The organism is Mycobacterium sp. (assembly GCF_050701515.1).
Taxonomy (GTDB): domain Bacteria; phylum Actinomycetota; class Actinomycetes; order Mycobacteriales; family Mycobacteriaceae; genus Mycobacterium.
Window position 1 is genome coordinate 1 of record NZ_JBOGDB010000204.1, and the last position, 16,732, is coordinate 16,732.

A 16,732-nucleotide genomic window follows, 5' to 3' on the forward strand; every position below is an offset into this window, starting at 1 on the left:
TTGGCGGTCGCCGACACCAGCCGCGCACCCGCCACCCAGCCCATCCCGGTTTGCACCACCGGATGCTCGATGCCGACCAGCTCGGTCAGCGGTGTGCGCAACCTTGTCATACTTTGACTTCCTTGTCCCGCAGCGCTTTCGGGTCGATCTCGCGGATCAGTTGTTGCTCGTCACCGGTGGGCAGCCGGGTGGTGTCGGCCTCGTCGAGACCGTGCACCTCGAAGGAGGTGTTCTCCCGCACCTGATCGGGCTCGATGCCGGGGTGCAACGATAGCGCCCGCATGGTGTGGTCGGGTCCGTTGAAGTCGAAAACGCCCATGTTTGTCACTACGCGATTTACGTTGACGAATCTGTACGCCGGATTGTCGGGATCGACCTTGTCCCAGCCGACGCCGGAGACGATGTCGACGGCATCACAGAACACCCGCTTGGAGTGGTTGCCGACCCAGTAGCTGGTGGCGTGGTTGATGGAGTTTCCCGGCGCGCCGCGGACGCCGAACATCTGCCGGGTCGGGTGTTGCAGCGGCCCGAACGCCGACAGGTTCTGGTTGCCGTACCGGTCGATCTGGTTTGCGCCCATCACCACGTGGCGACGGCCCCAGGCCAGCGTCTGGAAGACGCGCCCGAACGGCATCCAGCCCTCGATCGCCCCGGCTGCGCCGATCCCGGGTGTGTCGGCCAGCAGCCGTGCCTCGCCGTCGGTGAGCAGGATGTCGGGGGAGAAGGTCAGCCGGGCCAGACGTGCGCCGATCGACGCCATGGTCGCCATCGGGCTGACCATGATCTCACCGGCGTCGCGGAACAGCTCGGCGCACGCGACGGCACAAACCTCTGCGCGGGATACGGAGATCACTTGGCCGCATCCCCCTTGAATTTCCGCACCGCGGCCTGGTAATCGGCCTCGCTGCCGGATAGATAGGTTTGCACGAACTGCTGCCACGTCTCGTCGGACGCCGCGGCTTCGGCGTAGTGGCGCTGGAACTTCTCGTCACGCTTGTAGTCGGGTTCGGCGGTGGAGAAGTGTGCGCCGTTGGGCGCCTCGACGACGGTGTCCACCATCATCCGGTTGATCAGCAGCGCCTGCGGCGGAACCGATTTCACCAGCTCTTCCGTCGGCACTACTCTTTCCACCGAGAGAAAGCGGTTCTGTGCAGCCATTAGGTACAGGTCATCGAAGTACGGGTCAATGCCCGTGTAGGCCGCATTACCCTGCTCGTCGCCGATGTTCATGTGCGCGAACGCTGCGTCGAGGTTCAAGGCGGGCATCGCGATGAGTTCCTCGTGGCCACCGTCGGTGGGGTATGGCGACGTCACGGTTTTGAGCTCGTCGCCCCAGAACGCGCGCACGTCGCTGCCCAGGCCGGCGCGGATGGGCAGGAACGGAAGTCGCTGCGCCGCAGCCTGCAAGCCGCACCGCAGCATGCCTTCGTCCATCTCGCGGGCCTCGATCGCGCCGCTGGTGCGCGCCTTGGAGAACCATGGGTCGTAGAACGGCGGCGAATCCAGTGACACGAAGCCGTAGTACACCCGCTTGACCTTGCCCGCCGAGCACAGCAACCCGATGTCCGGTCCGCCGTAGGTGACGACGGTCAGGTCCGTGACGTCGGTACGCAGGATGGCCCGCACGAACGCCATCGGCTTGCGCCGCGAACCCCAGCCGCCGACACCAATGGTCATGCCGCTTTCCAGTTGCCCGACCGCGGCGTCGAGTGTTGTGCGTTTGTCGCTCAAGGCTTCTTCACGAACTCGTCGCGGTGCTCGTCGGACACGCCGGCGAGATTGAGCTCGAAGGTAAAGCCTTGCTCCATGCGATAACTCGAGTTCACCCGCTGCACGTCGATGAGGTTCAGCGCCTCCTTGGCGGCGCGGATGACCCGGGTGTCCTTGGCGGCGATATCACGCGCCACCCGCAAGGCCGCCTCGTCGAGCTGCTCTCGCGGCACCACTTCGTGCACCGAACCGAAGTGGTGCAGGGTTGCGGCATCCGCGGTGGCGGCGGTGAAGAACAGGCGGCGCATCATGTGCTGCGGCACCAACCGGGACAGATGGGTAGCCGCACCGAGCGCGCCGCGTTCCACCTCGGGCAGGCCGAAGGTGGCGTCGTCGGATGCGACGATCACGTCGGAGTTCCCGACCAGCCCGATGCCGCCGCCGACGCAGAAGCCGTTGACCGCGGCGACCACCGGCACGGCACACTCGTAGACGGCGCGGAACGCGGCGAAGCAGCCGCGGTTGGCGTCGATCAGCGCGGTGAAGCCCTCGGTTCGTTGCATCTCCTTGATGTCGACGCCGGCGTTGAACCCGCGGCCCTCGGCCCGGAGGATCACCACGTGGGTCTCGGGATTCTGGCCGGCGGCGGTGATGGCGTCGGCGAGCTCGAACCATCCGGCTGACGGGATGGCGTTGACCGGTGGGTAGTCGACGGTGACCGCGACAATGCCCGGTTCGACCGTGGTGGACGTGATCGTCATCTGGCACTTCCTCGGGGGTCCGCTGCCTAAGCAAGCACTTGCTTGGTACGCTAGCACAGTGACCGACGCGGCCGACATAAACCTGGCACTGCGGGACAAGGTCGTCCTGGTGACGGGCGGAGTGCGCGGTGTCGGCGCCGGAATCAGCGCCGTCTTCGCCGGCCAGGGCGCCACCGTGGTGACCTGCGCCCGGCGGCCCGTCGAGGGGCTTCCCTACCAGTTCCACTCCTGCGACGTCCGCGACGACGACTCGGTGAGGGCGCTCATCGACGCGATCGTCGCCGAGCACGGCCGCCTCGATGTGGTTGTCAACAACGCGGGCGGATCGCCCTACGTACCCGCCGCCGAGGCCCCGGCCAAGTTCAGTACCAAGATCATCGAGCTCAACCTGCTTGGGCCGCTGTCGGTTTCGACGCATGCCAACGCAGTGATGCAGGCCCAGGAGCACGGCGGGTCAATCGTCAACGTCGCGAGCGTGAGCGGCAGGCGTCCGACGCCGGGAACCGTCGCCTACGGTGCCGCCAAGGCAGGCGTGGAGAGCATCACCAGCACGCTGGCGGTCGAGTGGGCGCCCAAGGTCCGGGTGAACTCGGTGGTCGTCGGCATGGTGGAGACCGAGCAGTCCGAGCTTTTCTACGGTGACGCGGATTCCATAGCGGCCATTTCGAAGAACGTGCCGCTCGGCAGGCTCGCCACGCCGGCCGACGTGGGTTGGGCCGTCGCGTTCCTGGCGTCGGATGCGGCGTCCTATATCAGCGGTGCGTCGCTCGAAGTGCACGGCGGTGGCGAGCCGCCGCACTACCTGGCCACTACAACTGCTGACCTCAAATAACCAAGGAGACAACGGATATGGGACTGCTCGACGGCCGCGTGGTCATCGTGACGGGTGCGGGTGGCGGCATCGGGCGCGCGCATGCGCTGGCGTTCGCCGCCGAAGGTGCACGTGTGGTGGTCAATGACATCGGCGTCGGCCTGGACGGTTCACCGGCCGGCGGTGGCAGTGCCGCACAGGGTGTCGTCGACGAGATCACCGCTGCCGGCGGCGAAGCGATCACCAGTGGCGCCAACGTCGCCGACTGGGCGCAGGCCGAAGGCCTGATCCAGACCGCCGTCGACACCTTCGGTGGGCTGGACGCCCTGGTCAACAACGCGGGCATCGTCCGGGACCGGATGTTCGCCAATACCAGCGAAGAGGAATTCGACGCCGTCATCGCCGTCCACCTGAAGGGGCATTTCGGCACCATGCGGCACGCGGCGGCCTACTGGCGCGCGCAGTCCAAGGCGGGTAACACCCCCGATGCCCGCATCATCAACACCAGTTCCGGCGCGGGTCTGCAGGGCAGCGTCGGGCAGGGAAACTACAGCGCCGCGAAGGCCGGCATCGCCGCCATGACGCTGGTCGCCGCCGCGGAGATGGGCCGCTACGGCGTCACCGTCAACGCGATCGCTCCGTCCGCACGCACCCGCATGACCGAAACTGTCTTCGCCGAGATGATGGCGACCCAGGACAACGACTTCGACGCCATGGCACCGGAGAACATCTCCCCCCTGGTGGTGTGGCTGGGCAGTGCCGAATCACGCGACGTCACCGGCAGGATGTTCGAGGTCGAGGGCGGCATCATCCGTGTCGCCGAGGGCTGGGCGCACGGACCTCAGGTGGACAAGGGCGCGCGGTGGGATCCGGCGAAGCTTGGGCCGGTGGTGACCGATCTTCTTGCCAAGGCTCGACCGCCGGTGCCGGTCTATGGCGCCTAACTGACCGAAAGGACTTCTGAGCGTCCGGCCGGGGGCCATGATGGACGCGTGAGACGGTTTCGATTGTCGGCTCTTGTCGGCGCAATGTTGTTGGTACTGGCCGGGTGTGGTGGTCAGCGGGGTGGCGACGGCGCGGAATCGGCCCGGGAGCCGACGTCCTGCACGGTGGCCGCTGACGCCCGCTTGAGTATCGCGACCGGGAACACCACCGGGGTCTACTACACGCTCGGCGGCGCCTACGCCGAGGCGATCAGCAAGGCCACCGGCGGGAAGTTGAAGGCCACCGCGGCCGAGACCTCGGCATCGCTGCAGAACATCCAGCAGTTGGTGGCGGGCACCCACCAGATCGCGTTCTCGCTCGCCGACACCGCGGCCGATGCCGTCGACGGCACGGCGTCCTTCTCCGAGAAGCAGCCAATCGCGGCGCTCACCCGGCTGTATCCCAACTACACACAGGTGATCGCCCGCACCGACGCCGGCATCAACTCGATTGCCGACATGCGCGGTAAGCGGGTGTCCACCGGATCGCCGAACTCCGGCACCGAGGTGATCGCCAATCGGATGCTCGAAGCGTCCGGGCTCAACCCGAGCGCGGACATCCAGGCACAGCGCACCGAACTGGGCAAGACCGTCGAAGGCATGAAGGACGGGTCGATCGACGCCATGTTCTGGTCCGGCGGTCTGCCAACCGGCGGCATCACCGACCTCTTCACCAGCCAGCGCGGCAATGTCAAATTGCTCGACGTCACCAGCACCCTGGACAAGCTGAAGGAGATCAACCCGATCTATGAGCGGGGCGTCATCCCGGCCAGCATCTACCAGGCGCCGGCGGACGTGCCGACCGTCGTGGTCCCCAATGTGCTTCTGGTCAACGAAGATTTCGACGGAAACACGGCCTGCGTGCTCACCAAGGCGCTGTTCGAGAACAAGGCCGGCCTGGTCAAGGCCAACAAGGCAGCCGACGGCATCACACTGGATACCGCGCGTCAGACCAGCCCGGTGCCGCTGCACCCAGGAGCCCAGAAAGCGCTCGACGATCTCGGCGCGCCGAGCTGACCGAGCGCGACAGCGATACGGGCCGGCCCGTGCCGATCGGAGACACCTCGGCCCAGTCATCACCGGCAGTCTCCTATGAGGAGGAGAAGCCGGCCCGCGAGCTGACCGGGTGGGTAGCGCATGCGGTAACGGCCGCGTGCGTCCTGATCGGGCTGTTCGCGGTGTACCAGGTGTTCTTCCCGCTCGCCCAGGGCAACCAGGTCTCGCTGATCTTGTTCCTGGCGGCGGTTCTGCCGCTGACCCTATTGTCGTATCGCTCCGGTCTGCGCCTTCGTCGTCGGGAGACGACCGATGCGACACAGAAAAACCCGACACCGGTCGACTGGCTGGTTGCCGCCATCGCATTGGCAGCATGCCTGTATCCGGTTCTTCCATTCGAAATCGCCCGCGCCGGCGGAGGTTTCGACGAATTCCTGAGCCGACAGGGCACGCCCGCGACGGTTGATGTCATCGTCGGGACGATGGTGCTGCTGCTGGTGCTGGAAGCCTGCCGTCGCACCACCGGCGCCGCATTGCCCATTGTGTGTCTGCTCGCGCTGGGCTACGCCTACTACGGCGGTTACTTGCCGCAGAGCGCGGCGATCGCTCATGCCGGCGTGGACTGGGACCAGATCATCAGCGCATCGTTCATCCAATCGACCGGCCTCTACGGCGTGCCGTTGGATGTGGCCGCCACCTACATCGTGCTGTTCACCATCTATGGAGCGGTGCTCGACGCGTCGGGCGCCAGCAAGTTCTTCATCGACCTGTCCTTCGCCGCATTCCGGCGGTCGCGGGCCGCGCCCGGTCGCACCGTCACACTGGCCGGATTCCTGCTCGGCACCGTTTCGGGTTCGGGGACCGCGACGACGGTCAGTCTGGGTTCGGTGACCTGGCCCGTCCTGCGCCGGGCCGGCTATCCGAAAGAGAACGCCGGCGGCATGCTGGCGGCCGCGGGCATCGGTGCGATCCTGTCGCCGCCGACGCTGGGCGCCGCGGCGTTCATCATCGCGGAGTACCTCGGCGTGCCATACCTGACCGTGCTGGTCTGGGCGGTCGTGCCGACGATCCTGTACTACCTGGGCATCCTGCTCGCCGTCGAGATCGACGCCCGCCGGTACGGCGCGCGTGAGGTCGACGTCGGCGCGCAGTCGGGCTGGCGGCTGCTGGGCAGATTCGGCTACCACCTGATCTCGCTGGTGCTGATCGTGGTGTTCCTCGCCATGGATGTGTCGGCGGTCAGGGCGGTCGTCTACGCAACCTTCGTGCAGATCCTGCTGTCGTTCCTGGACCGCGAGCACCGGATGACCCCGGCCAGGCTCTACAAGGCGCTGGGCGCCGGCGTGCGACGGGTGCTTGCCGTCGCCGCGGTGTGCGCCGCCGCCGGTGTCATCGCCGCGATGATCACCAGAACCGGGCTGGGCCTACAGCTGCACTCCATCCTGGTGAACACCGCGCGTGGGATCACCGAAAACCCCGCCGCCGTACTCATTTTCACTGCGGTGTTCGCCGCACTGGCGGTGGCCGTGCTCGGGCTTGCGGTGCCGGTCACTGCCTCGTTTGTGATCAGCTGGGTGATCGTGGGCCCGGCGCTACAGGAACTCGGCGTCGCTGCTCCGGCGGCGGCGATGTTCGTCTTCTACTTCGCGGTGCTGTCCGAGGTGACGCCGCCAACCGCGCTGGCTGCGGTAGCCGCGTCAGCGATCACCGGTGGGCGAGTGATCGCCACCATGTGGCAGACCTGGAAGTACACATTGCCGGCTTTCCTGGTGCCGTTCGCTTTCGTGCTGACCGACAACGGCGCCGCCCTGCTCGGCCTGAAGTCGTTCGGCGAGATGGCCTGGACGACGGCGGTGGCCGGGCTTGCGGTGGCCGCGCTGGCGGTGGTGACGGGCGGGTGGCTGGTCCGCCGGGCCGGCTGGCCCGAGCGGGTACTGTGCGCTCCGGCGGCCGCATTGCTCCTATACCTGAACCCGGTATCGATCGCCGTCGGCGCGGGCGTGCTCGCGGTCACGGTGGTCGTGCATCTGGTGCTGCGCCGCGGCGTGGCGGAGCCTACTTCTTGAGACGCCGGCTGCCGCCGTGCCAATCCTCCTGCTTGCCAACGGATTCGGTGTCGACCCCAAAGCTCGCCAGCTGAGGCCGTTCGCGCAGACTGCGCTTGATCTCGGCGAAGCCCCCGAAACCGGTGAGGGCGATGACGTGATCCCAGAGCTCACCGGCATCCTCGGGACTGGGTAGCCGGCTGATCACCGGGCCGAAAAACGCTGTGCCGCCCGGCGGTTGGAAATGCAGGATCGGCGTGCCGACGTCACGGCCCGTCAACGCGAGCGCCTCGTCGGATTCGGCACGGATCACGTCATCGAAGGACTCGTCGTCGAGCGCGTCCGCCAGCTCCTGGGGTAGCCCGGCCGAGTGTAGGAGCGACTCGACGATGCGCCGTGCTCCCTGGTCGACCGCCGACAGGCGTTCGTCGGGAGGTCGGTCGAATATGCGGCCACCCATCGCCTCATAGAGCGGACCGATCGCGTCTCGCCCATGCTCCGCACGGGTCCGCGCAGCGACTCTTAGCAGGCGTAAGCCGGCGGTATGTCCTTCCTCGTAGTAGTCGGGGAACTGCGACGCGTAGTCCACGTCAGCATTGATCATCCGCAGTGAGATGAACCGCCAGTCCACGGTGTAGTCGCGCTGTGCAGCCACCATGCGCACCCATTTGCTGGTCAACCAGGCGAACGGACAGACCGGGTCGAAGTAGAAGTGCAGGTCGTACTTGTCGGTCACGGCTCGCAAACCACGAGCGGGATCACCCGACCGGTCCAGGACTGGTAGTCCTCATAGGTCGGATACATCGCGACCAGCTTCGGCCAATACCGGGCGCGCTCGTCGTCGGTGGCGTCGCGGGCATTCAGGTTCAGCACCTCGTCCTGGATCTGGACCTGCACCTTGGGGTTGGACTTGACGTTCAGGTACCACATCGGGTTCCTGTCGCTGCCGCCGCGGGACGCCGCCAGGACCACCCGGTCCCCGTCGCGATGGAAATACAGCGGGCTGACGCGGGGCTGCCCGGTCTTGCGGCCGGTGGCGGTGAGCAGCGCGACGGGGATGTTCTGGAACGTGCCGCCGAGGCCCTTGCCGTTGTTGCGGCGGTACATCCAGGTGTTCAGGCGCGACGTCCACTTGAGGAAGAAGTCGGAGTATCGCGAGTTCAAGAATGGGGGCGGTGATTTCGGCATGGCGGTCATCCTATGCTCAGCCGTTTGATCCGCTAGATGCGCTCGATGATCGTGCCGGTGGACAACGCCCCGCCGGCGCACATGGTGATCAGCGCGGTGCTCTGATCGGTGCGCTCCAGCTCGTGCAGTGCGGTGGTGATCAGTCGGCTGCCGGTGCAACCAACCGGGTGACCCAGCGCGATCGCTCCGCCGTTGACGTTCACCTTGTCCATGTCGGGGTTGTGCACCCGAGCCCACGACAGCACGACCGACGCGAACGCCTCGTTGATCTCGGTGATGTCGATGTCGCCCATCTTCATCCCGGCCTTATCCAGCACCTTGGCGGTGGACTGCACCGGACCGTCGAGGTGGTAGTACGGTTCGGCGCCCACCAGCGCCTGGCTGACGATCCGGGCCCGCGGCTTCAGCCCGAGCGCCCGCGCTTTGTCCTCGTCCATCCAGAGCACCGCGGCGGCGCCGTCGGAGATCTGCGATGAAGTGCCCGCGGTGTGGATGCCGTCCTCCAGGACCGGCTTGAGCTGGGTCAGGCCTTCGAGCGTGGTGTCGCGCAACCCCTGGTCGCGGGTAACCGGCGCGCGCTCGGCCGTCGGCCGCTTGTTGTCGTCGAGCACCGGTGCCACGATCGGGCTGACCTCGCGGTCGAACCGGCCCTCGGCCCACGCCACCTTGGCCTTCTCCTGGGAGGCCAACCCCCACTCGTCGATGTCCTCGCGCGTGATGCCACGGCGCTTGGCGATCCGCTCGGCGGCGGTGAACTGGTCCGGCAGGTCGATGTCCCACGACTCCGCGCGCCAGTTGCGGTCCGGTCCCGCGTTGGCGCCCAGCCCAACGCGGCTCATCGCCTCGATGCCGCACGCGATGCCGATGTCGATGGCGCCGGCCGCGATCAACCCCGCGACCAGGTGGTTGGCCTGCTGGCCGCTGCCGCACTGGCAGTCGACGGTGGTGGCGCCGACGTGCTCGGGCAGCCCCACCGTCAGCCACGAGGTCCTGGTGACGTTGTTGGACTGCTCGGCGTACTGGGTGACGCAGCCGCCGATGAGTTGCTCGACGTCACCGGCATCGATGCCCGCCTTCTCCACCACAGCCTTCTGCACCGCGCCGAGCAGCTCGGTCGCATGCAGGCCCGACAGCCATCCATTCCGCTTGCCGATGGGGCTGCGGGTGGCTTCAACGATTACAGGGTTACCCATCCCGCCAGGCTAGAACACGTTTCATTACTCTGACAAGCGCCGATGTGACCGGCCCTTTGATCTGCGGTGAAGGCATGTTTCAATGGGAGAAACCGGCACTAGACCGAGTTGTCTGAAAGTTCTACGAGGAGTCTCAAGCATGGCCCAACCGAACCTGCCCGACGGTTTCGATCCCACGGACCCGGATGTCTGCGTGAAGGGCCTGCCAGTCGAGGAGTTCGCGGAACTGCGCAAGACCGCTCCGATCTGGTGGTGCGAGCAGCCTAACGACAAGTCCGGTGGCTTCCGCGACGGCGGTTACTGGGTGGTCACCAAGCTCGACGACGTCAAAGAGGTGTCACGGCGCAGCGACGTGTTCTCCAGCCACGAAAACTGCGTGATCCCGCGGTTCAACGACGACATCGCGCGGGAGGACATCGACGTCCAGAAGTTCGTGATGCTCAATATGGACGCGCCGCACCACACCCGGCTGCGCAAAATCATCTCCCGTGGGTTCACCCCACGCGCAGTCAACCGGCTGGAGGAGGAGCTCAACGCGCGGGCGCAGAACATCGCCAAGACGGCGCTGGCCGAGGGCTCCGGTGACTTCGTCGAGCAGGTGTCGGCCGAGCTGCCGCTGCAGGCCATCGCCGGGCTGCTCGGGGTGCCGCAGGAGGACCGCGGCGAGTTGTTCCGCTGGTCCAACGAGATGACCGGCAACGACGACCCGGAGTACGCGCACATCGACCCCAAGGGGTCATCGTTCGAACTCATCCAGTACGCGATGAAGATGGCCGACGAGAAGGCGAAGAACCCCGGCGACGATATCGTCACCCAGCTGATCGAGGCCGACATCGAGGGCGAGAAGCTCTCCGACGACGAGTTCGGCTTCTTCGTGGTGATGCTGGCGGTGGCCGGCAACGAGACCACCCGCAACTCCATCACCCACGGCATGAAGGCGTTCATGGATTTCCCCGACCAGTGGGAGCTGTACAAGAAGGAGCGCCCGGAGACCGCGGCCGACGAGATCGTCCGCTGGGCCACCCCGGTGACCTGCTTCCAGCGCACCGCGATCGAGGACACCGAGCTGTCAGGTGTGCAGATCAAGAAGGGCCAGCGGCTGGTGCTGTTCTACCGCTCGGCCAACTTCGACGAGGAGGTCTTCGACGACCCGAACACCTTCAACATCCTGCGCGACCCCAACCCGCACGTGGGCTTCGGCGGCACCGGGGCGCACTTCTGCATCGGCGCCAACCTGGCCAGGATGACCATCAACCTGATCTTCAACGCGGTCGCCGACCACATGCCGGACCTGAAACCGATCTCCGAGCCGGAACGGCTACGGTCGGGGTGGCTCAACGGCATCAAGCACTGGCAGGTGGACTACGCCGGCGCCGGCGAGCCGGCAATACCTGCCCAGTGCCCGGTCGCTCACTGAGTTTGTTACGAATCAAGGAGGATTCGGGTGGATTTCACACCGGACCCGGAGCAACAGGCTGTCGCCGACGTGGTGACGTCGGTACTGGACCGACACAACAGCTGGGAAGCGTTCGTCGCCGGGGGTGTGACGGCGCTTGGAGTGCCCGAGCGCCTCGGCGGTGACGGCGTTGGCCTGTCCGAGCTCGCGACCGCGCTCACCGAGATCGGCAGGCACGGCACGGTCAGCCCCGCGCTGGCCAGTCTCGGCGGCACCGCGCTGCTGCTGGACCTGGCATCCGACGCCCAACAGGACCGCTTCCTCGCTGGTGTCGCGAAGGGTTCGGTTATCACGGCCGCGCTGAACGAACCCGGTGCACCGCTGCCCGACCGTCCGACGACGACGTTCGCCAACGGCCGACTCAACGGCACCAAGGTCGCCGTTGGATATGCGGAGCAAGCAGAGTGGATCATCGTGACTGCCGACAGCGCCGTCGTGGTGGTCTCCCCGAAGGCCGACGGCGTGCAGGTGACCACGACACCGACGTCCAACGGAGCAGACGAATACTCGGTGACGTTCGCCGACGTCGCGGTGCCTGATGAGGATGTGCTCGCGGGCGCCCAGCCGCACCGGGTGAACCAACTGGCGCTGGCGGCCATCGGTGCGTTCGCCGCCGGTCTGGTCGCCGGAGCGCTGCGGCTGACCGCGGACTACGTGGCCAATCGGCACCAATTCGGCAAGCCGCTGTCGACGTTCCAGACGGTCGCCGCGCAGCTTGCGGAGGTCTACATCGCTTCCCGCACACTGACATTGGCGGCGACATCGGTGGTGTGGCGGCTATCCGAGGGCCGCGACGCCGACGACGACCTCGACGTCCTCGGCTACTGGCTGGCCTCGCAGGCACCTCCGGTGATGCAGATCTGCCACCACCTGCACGGCGGCATGGGCATGGACATCAGCTACCCGATGGACCGCTACTACTCCACGATCAAGGACTTGACCCGGCTGGTGGGCGGTCCGTCGCATCGTCTCGACCTGGTGGGAGCGCAATGTTCATCGACCTGACCCCCGAACAACGGCAGCTGCAAGCCGAAATCCGGCAATACTTCTCGAACCTCATCTCGCCCGAAGAGGCCAGGGAGATGGAGGCCGACCGGCACGGCAAGGCCTACCGCGCGGTGATAAATCGGATGGGTTCCGACGGGAAGCTCGGCGTGGGCTGGCCCAAGGAGTTCGGCGGACTCGGCTACGGGCCGATCGAACAGCAGATCTTCGTCAACGAAGCCCATCGCGCCGACGTTCCGCTACCGGCGGTGACGCTGCAGACAGTCGGCCCGACCCTGCAGGTGTTCGGCAGCGAGGCGCAGAAGAAGAAGTTCCTGCCCGCGATCCTCGCCGGCGAGGTGCATTTCGCGATCGGCTACACCGAGCCGGAGGCGGGCACCGACCTGGCGTCGCTGCGCACCTCCGCCGTCAAACATGGCGACGAATACATCGTCAATGGGCAGAAGGTGTTCACCACCGGTGGTCACGACGCCGACTACATCTGGCTGGCGTGCCGTACCGACCCGGAAGCGGTGAAGCACAAGGGCATTTCGATCCTCATTGTCGACACCAAGGATCCCGGTTATTCATGGACGCCGATGATCCTGTCCGACGGAGCTCACCACACCAACGCGACCTACTACAACGACGTCCGGGTTCCCGCCGACATGCTAGTCGGCGAGGAGAACGGCGGCTGGCGGCTGATCACGACTCAACTGAACAACGAGCGTGTGATGCTCGGCCCGGCCGGCCGGTTCGCCGCCATCTACGACCGTGTGCACGCCTGGGCATCCAAACCCGGTCGCGACGGAATCACGCCGATCGATCACGATGACGTGAAGCGCTCACTCGGTGAGATCCATGCGATGTGGCGGATCAACGAACTGCTCAATTGGCAAGTCGCCGCGGCCGGGGAGACGATCGACGTCGCCGATGCGGCGGCGACCAAAGTGTTTGGCACCGAGCGCGTTCAATACGTCGGGCGACTGGCCGAGGAGATCGTCGGAAAGTACGGAAATCCGGCGGAACCCGCTACCGCCGAGCTGCTCAACTGGCTCGACTCCCAGACCAAACGCAACCTGGTGATCACGTTCGGTGGCGGAGTGAACGAGGTGATGCGCGAGATGATCGCTGCATCGGGGTTGCAGGTGCCCAGGGTGCCGCGGTGATGAGCGCCCGCGCGAAGAACAGATAATTATGACACCAGAGGACATTCAGAAGTCCGTCGAACAGATCAAGGCGGCGGGGCGCAGCAAGCCACGGGTCGGCCGCGACCCGGTAAACCAGCCGATGATCCGCCACTGGGTCGACGCTCTCGGGGACGACAATCCGATCTACATCGACGAGACGGCGGCCAAGGCGGCCGGCCACCCTGGCATCGTCGCTCCGCCGGCGATGATCCAGGTGTGGACGATGATGGGCTTGGGTGGCGTCCGCCCCGACGATGACCCGATCGGCCCGATCATCGAGTTGTTCGACAGCGCAGGCTATATCGGTGTAGTCGCAACCAACTGCGATCAGACCTATCACCGGTATCTGCGGCCCGGTGAGGACGTCAGCGTTGTTGCCCAACTGACCGACGTGGTCGGTCCGAAGCAGACCGCTCTAGGCGAGGGCTACTTCATCAGCCAGCGGATCACCTGGCAGGTCGGTGACGAAGATGTCGCCGAAATGGACTGGCGCATCTTGAAGTTCAGGCCCACCGATGCGAACCAGCCGACGGCGGCACCCGTCCCCGATGATCTCGATGCGGACGCGATGATGCGTCCGGCGTCGTCGCGGGACACCAAGTTCTTTTGGGACGGCGTCAACGCGCACGAGTTACGCATCCAGAAGCGCGACGATGGCAGCCTGCAGCATCCGCCGGTGCCCGCGCTCTGGCAGGACAAAGAAGAGCCCATCGACTACGTCGTTGCGTCGGGCAGGGGCACGGTGTTCAGCTTCGTCGTGCACCACGCACCTAAGGTGCCTGGTCGCACGCTGCCCTTTGTCATCGCCCTCGTCGAACTCGAAGAAGGGGTTCGGATGCTCGGTGAGCTCCGCAATGTCGACCCCGCGACCGTGGAGATCGGAATGCCCGTCCGCGCTATGTATATCGACTTCCCCGACGGCGACAGCGGTCCGGCATGGACCCTGTATGCGTGGGAGCCGGACGCATGAGCGCGCCGACGGTCGAGGTCGGGACGAAGCTGCCGGAGCTGTCGCTGTACGGCGACCCGACATTTATCGTCTCGACGGCGATCGCCACCCGCGACTACCAGGATGTCCACCACGACCGCGACAAGGCGCAAGCCAAGGGGTCCAAGGACATCTTCGTCAACATCCTCACCGACACCGGTCTGGTGCAGCGCTTTATCACCGACTGGGCTGGTCCGAGCGCGATCATCAAGTCGATCGGGCTGCGTCTCGGTGTGCCGTGGTATGCGTACGACACGGTGACGTTCAAGGGCGAGGTGACCGCGGTTGACGACGGGTTCGTCACCGTGAAAGTCGTTGGCAGCAACAGCCTTGGTGACCACGTCATCGCCACGTCGACGCTTGTGATCGGGGGTGCCTGATGGCGGGTGAGCTGTCCGGTAAGGCGGCGATCGTCGGGATCGGCGCCACCGACTTCTCCAAGAACTCGGGCCGAAGCGAGCTGCGGCTCGCTTCCGAGGCAGTGCTGGATGCGCTCGACGACGCGGGCCTGACGCCGGCCGACGTCGACGGCATGGTCACGTTCACGATGGATTCCAACACCGAGGTTGCCATCGCGCGGGCCACGGGCATCGGGGAGCTGAAGTTCTTCTCCAAGATTCACCACGGCGGCGGCGCGGCCTGCGCGACTATCCAGCAGGCGGCGATCGCGGTGGCCACCGGCGTCGCGGATTGCGTTGTGGCATACCGGGCCTTCAACGAGCGCTCGGGCATGCGGTTCGGCCAGGTTCAGACCCGGCTGGTGGAGAATGCCGACTCGACGGGTGTGGACAACTCGTTTTCGTTTCCACACGGCCTGTCCACCCCTGCCGCGCAGGTAGCAATGATCGCTCAGCGGTACATGCATCTATCCGGGGCGACGAGCAAGGATTTTGGCGCGATCTCGGTGGCCGACCGCAAGCACGCCGCCAAAAACCCCAAGGCCTACTTTTACCAGAAGCCGATCACCATTGAGGATCATCAGAATTCGCGATGGATCGCCGAGCCGCTGCGGCTATTGGACTGCTGTCAGGAGACGGACGGCGGCGTCGCGCTGGTTGTCACCTCGGCCAAGCGCGCTAAGGATCTCAAGCACCGGCCTGCCATCATCGAGGCGGCCTCGCAGGGGTCCGGCCCCGACCAGTATTCGATGGTCAGCTACTACCGGCCCGAGCTGGGCCTACCGGAGATGGGTCTGGTCGGCAAGCAGCTGTGGGAGCAGTCGGGCCTTAAGCCCACCGACATCCAGACCGCGATTCTCTACGACCACTTCACTCCCTTCACCCTGATTCAGTTGGAGGAGCTGGGATTCTGCGGTCAGGGCGAAGCGAAGGATTTCATCGCCGACGGTGCGATCGAAGTCGGCGGGCGGCTGCCGCTCAACACCCACGGCGGCCAGCTCGGCGAGGCCTACATCCACGGGATGAACGGCATCGCCGAAGGCGTGCGGCAGCTGCGCGGCTCGTCGGTCAATCAGGTGCCCGACGTCGAGCACGTGCTCGTCACGGCAGGAACGGGCGTGCCCACCTCGGGGCTGATCCTGGGTTAGGCGCCTCGCCCAGCGTGAACCTGCTGCGAAAAAACGGCCAAGAAATCGCGGTGTGTGCACGTTCGGCGCGAGGGGGCTACTGACTGCTGCTGCAGATTCCGGCTGTTGCGCTAAGCCGGCACTAGCTCCACGCCGGCCAGTGCCACCGCATCGTCGCGTTCGGGTGCGGTGACCACTCCCAGAAAGCCGTCGCCGTCTTTCCAGATGCTGGCCTTCAACGTCTCGCCGGGAAACACCACGCCGGCGAAACGAGCGCCGTACCTGCCGACCCGTGAGGCGTCGCCGTCGAGCAGGTTGTCCACCATCGCCTTGCAGGTCATGCCGTAGGTGCACAGCCCATGCAGGATTGGCCTGGGAAAGCCTGCGGCGGCGGCGAATTCGGGATCCGAGTGCAACGGATTCCGGTCCCCGCACATCCGGTACAGCAGCGCCTGCTGTGGCGAGACCGGAATCGGCAGCTCGAAGTCCGGCGCGCGCGCAGGAGGTTCCGACGACGTCGACGGACCGCGCTCGCCGCCGAACCCGCCCTCGCCGCGGGCGAAAATCGACCGCTTCTGCGTCCACAGCGGTGCGCCGTCCGGTGCGGAGACCGTGGTCTCCGACCAGATCACCGCGGCCTTGCCCTTGTCCCAGACGTCGGTGAACCTGGTGACCGCGCGACCGGTGCCCGACGGTGGAATCGCCGCGGGAGCAGACACCGCCTCGCTGGCGTGCAGCACCTTGGCGAGCTCGATGTCGATGCCGGGGAACTTCACCGTCGGCGGCTCGGTCATGTGAAAGCTCTGCGCCACGTTGCCGAACGTCGGCAGCACCTGCGGGGTGTCGTCGACGAGATAGCGCAACTCACGCTGGTCCATCGGGTCGGTGCCTGCGCCCAGCCC

The 16,732-nt window shown here is 66.1% G+C and carries 18 protein-coding genes; 10 read left to right on the plus strand and 8 right to left on the minus strand.

The window, feature by feature from the left end; genetic code table 11:
* From ACRDU5_RS16430 to echA20, 4 genes are all read right to left on the minus strand, one after another.
* On the minus strand, positions 1-110 hold a 110-nt coding region (locus ACRDU5_RS16430; protein ID WP_526615722.1), incomplete at its 3' end, for a nitronate monooxygenase.
* On the minus strand, positions 107-853 hold the full coding sequence (gene ipdB, locus ACRDU5_RS16435) for a cholesterol ring-cleaving hydrolase subunit IpdB (RefSeq protein ID WP_526615702.1): 747 nt from the start codon (positions 851-853) through the stop codon (positions 107-109). The genes ACRDU5_RS16430 and ipdB, both read right to left, overlap by 4 nt.
* Complete coding sequence (ipdA, locus tag ACRDU5_RS16440) at positions 850-1,731, minus strand: cholesterol ring-cleaving hydrolase subunit IpdA (protein ID WP_526615703.1); 882 nt, start codon at positions 1,729-1,731, stop codon at positions 850-852. The genes ipdB and ipdA overlap by 4 nt, the downstream gene beginning before the upstream one ends.
* On the minus strand, positions 1,728-2,471 hold the full coding sequence (gene echA20 / locus ACRDU5_RS16445; RefSeq protein WP_526615704.1) for a (7aS)-7a-methyl-1,5-dioxo-2,3,5,6,7,7a-hexahydro-1H-indene-carboxyl-CoA hydrolase: 744 nt from the start codon (positions 2,469-2,471) through the stop codon (positions 1,728-1,730). Before echA20 ends, ipdA begins: the two co-directional genes overlap by 4 nt.
* A gap of 58 nt (positions 2,472-2,529) precedes the next feature.
* On the opposite strand from echA20, the gene ACRDU5_RS16450 reads away from it, so the two are divergent.
* The 4 genes from ACRDU5_RS16450 to ACRDU5_RS16465 all read left to right on the plus strand — a co-directional run bounded on the left by ACRDU5_RS16450 (position 2,530) and on the right by ACRDU5_RS16465 (position 7,327).
* Positions 2,530-3,303: an SDR family oxidoreductase gene (locus tag ACRDU5_RS16450; protein ID WP_526615705.1), complete on the plus strand. Its 774-nt coding sequence runs from the start codon at positions 2,530-2,532 to the stop codon at positions 3,301-3,303.
* Between the two features lie 17 nt (positions 3,304-3,320).
* Entirely contained in the window at positions 3,321-4,226 is a 906-nt protein-coding gene (locus ACRDU5_RS16455; RefSeq protein WP_526615706.1) for an SDR family oxidoreductase, read from the plus strand.
* An 84-nt stretch (positions 4,227-4,310) separates the two neighbouring features.
* Complete coding sequence (locus ACRDU5_RS16460) at positions 4,311-5,282, plus strand: TAXI family TRAP transporter solute-binding subunit (protein ID WP_526615723.1); 972 nt, start codon at positions 4,311-4,313, stop codon at positions 5,280-5,282.
* Between the two features lie 29 nt (positions 5,283-5,311).
* Positions 5,312-7,327: a TRAP transporter permease gene (locus ACRDU5_RS16465; protein WP_526615708.1), complete on the plus strand. Its 2,016-nt coding sequence runs from the start codon at positions 5,312-5,314 to the stop codon at positions 7,325-7,327.
* On the opposite strand, the gene ACRDU5_RS16470 is transcribed toward ACRDU5_RS16465, so the two are convergent.
* From ACRDU5_RS16470 to ACRDU5_RS16480, 3 genes are read right to left on the minus strand one after another with little or no spacing between them, the layout of a single operon-like run.
* The gene (locus ACRDU5_RS16470; protein WP_526615709.1) at positions 7,317-8,042 is read right to left on the minus strand and encodes a mycothiol-dependent nitroreductase Rv2466c family protein; all 726 of its coding nucleotides are present in this window, start codon (positions 8,040-8,042) and stop codon (positions 7,317-7,319) included. The genes ACRDU5_RS16465 and ACRDU5_RS16470 overlap by 11 nt on opposite strands.
* Complete coding sequence (locus tag ACRDU5_RS16475) at positions 8,039-8,494, minus strand: nitroreductase family deazaflavin-dependent oxidoreductase (protein ID WP_526615710.1); 456 nt, start codon at positions 8,492-8,494, stop codon at positions 8,039-8,041. The genes ACRDU5_RS16470 and ACRDU5_RS16475 overlap by 4 nt, the downstream gene beginning before the upstream one ends.
* A 32-nt stretch (positions 8,495-8,526) precedes the next feature.
* The gene (locus ACRDU5_RS16480; RefSeq protein WP_526615711.1) at positions 8,527-9,687 is read right to left on the minus strand and encodes a steroid 3-ketoacyl-CoA thiolase; all 1,161 of its coding nucleotides are present in this window, start codon (positions 9,685-9,687) and stop codon (positions 8,527-8,529) included.
* 139 nt (positions 9,688-9,826) lie between these two features.
* On the opposite strand from ACRDU5_RS16480, the gene ACRDU5_RS16485 reads away from it, so the two are divergent.
* The 6 genes from ACRDU5_RS16485 to ltp2 are packed head-to-tail and all read left to right on the plus strand — an operon-like array spanning position 9,827 to position 15,851.
* Positions 9,827-11,104, plus strand: a complete 1,278-nt coding sequence (locus ACRDU5_RS16485; RefSeq protein ID WP_526615712.1) for a cytochrome P450 — start codon at positions 9,827-9,829, stop codon at positions 11,102-11,104.
* 27 nt (positions 11,105-11,131) lie between these two features.
* Positions 11,132-12,148, plus strand: coding sequence for an acyl-CoA dehydrogenase family protein (locus ACRDU5_RS16490; protein ID WP_526615713.1), 1,017 nt, complete (start codon positions 11,132-11,134; stop codon positions 12,146-12,148).
* A complete protein-coding gene (fadE29, locus tag ACRDU5_RS16495) occupies positions 12,133-13,296 on the plus strand; it encodes an acyl-CoA dehydrogenase FadE29 (RefSeq protein ID WP_526615714.1) in 1,164 nt (387 codons plus the stop codon). The genes ACRDU5_RS16490 and fadE29 overlap by 16 nt, the downstream gene beginning before the upstream one ends.
* Before the next feature lie 28 nt (positions 13,297-13,324).
* The gene (locus ACRDU5_RS16500) at positions 13,325-14,287 is read left to right on the plus strand and encodes an OB-fold domain-containing protein (RefSeq protein ID WP_526615716.1); all 963 of its coding nucleotides are present in this window, start codon (positions 13,325-13,327) and stop codon (positions 14,285-14,287) included.
* Positions 14,284-14,685: a MaoC family dehydratase gene (locus ACRDU5_RS16505; RefSeq protein WP_526615717.1), complete on the plus strand. Its 402-nt coding sequence runs from the start codon at positions 14,284-14,286 to the stop codon at positions 14,683-14,685. The genes ACRDU5_RS16500 and ACRDU5_RS16505 overlap by 4 nt, the downstream gene beginning before the upstream one ends.
* Positions 14,685-15,851 carry a 17-hydroxy-3-oxo-4-pregnene-20-carboxyl-CoA lyase gene (gene ltp2, locus ACRDU5_RS16510; protein ID WP_526615719.1) on the plus strand — a complete coding sequence of 389 codons (1,167 nt, stop codon included), beginning with the start codon at positions 14,685-14,687 and terminating at the stop codon, positions 15,849-15,851. The genes ACRDU5_RS16505 and ltp2 overlap by 1 nt, the downstream gene beginning before the upstream one ends.
* A gap of 110 nt (positions 15,852-15,961) precedes the next feature.
* On the opposite strand, the gene chsH3 is transcribed toward ltp2, so the two are convergent.
* Positions 15,962-16,732, minus strand: a 771-nt coding sequence (chsH3, locus tag ACRDU5_RS16515; protein WP_526615721.1) for an enoyl-CoA hydratase ChsH3, incomplete at its 5' end; no start/stop codon positions are given.

What these genes read in the sequence shown, in the direction of transcription:
- echA20 (WP_526615704.1), bottom strand. Translation starts at nt 2,471, where the DNA reads ATGACGATCACGTCCACCACGGTCGAACCGGGCATTGTCGCGGTCACC.
- ACRDU5_RS16455 (WP_526615706.1), top strand. Translation starts at nt 3,321, where the DNA reads ATGGGACTGCTCGACGGCCGCGTGGTCATCGTGACGGGTGCGGGTGGC.
- ACRDU5_RS16460 (WP_526615723.1), top strand. Translation starts at nt 4,311, where the DNA reads ATGTTGTTGGTACTGGCCGGGTGTGGTGGTCAGCGGGGTGGCGACGGC.
- ACRDU5_RS16475 (WP_526615710.1), bottom strand. Translation starts at nt 8,494, where the DNA reads ATGCCGAAATCACCGCCCCCATTCTTGAACTCGCGATACTCCGACTTC.
- ACRDU5_RS16480 (WP_526615711.1), bottom strand. Translation starts at nt 9,687, where the DNA reads ATGGGTAACCCTGTAATCGTTGAAGCCACCCGCAGCCCCATCGGCAAG.
- ACRDU5_RS16485 (WP_526615712.1), top strand. Translation starts at nt 9,827, where the DNA reads ATGGCCCAACCGAACCTGCCCGACGGTTTCGATCCCACGGACCCGGAT.
- fadE29 (WP_526615714.1), top strand. Translation starts at nt 12,133, where the DNA reads ATGTTCATCGACCTGACCCCCGAACAACGGCAGCTGCAAGCCGAAATC.
- ACRDU5_RS16500 (WP_526615716.1), top strand. Translation starts at nt 13,325, where the DNA reads ATGACACCAGAGGACATTCAGAAGTCCGTCGAACAGATCAAGGCGGCG.
- ACRDU5_RS16505 (WP_526615717.1), top strand. Translation starts at nt 14,284, where the DNA reads ATGAGCGCGCCGACGGTCGAGGTCGGGACGAAGCTGCCGGAGCTGTCG.
- ltp2 (WP_526615719.1), top strand. Translation starts at nt 14,685, where the DNA reads ATGGCGGGTGAGCTGTCCGGTAAGGCGGCGATCGTCGGGATCGGCGCC.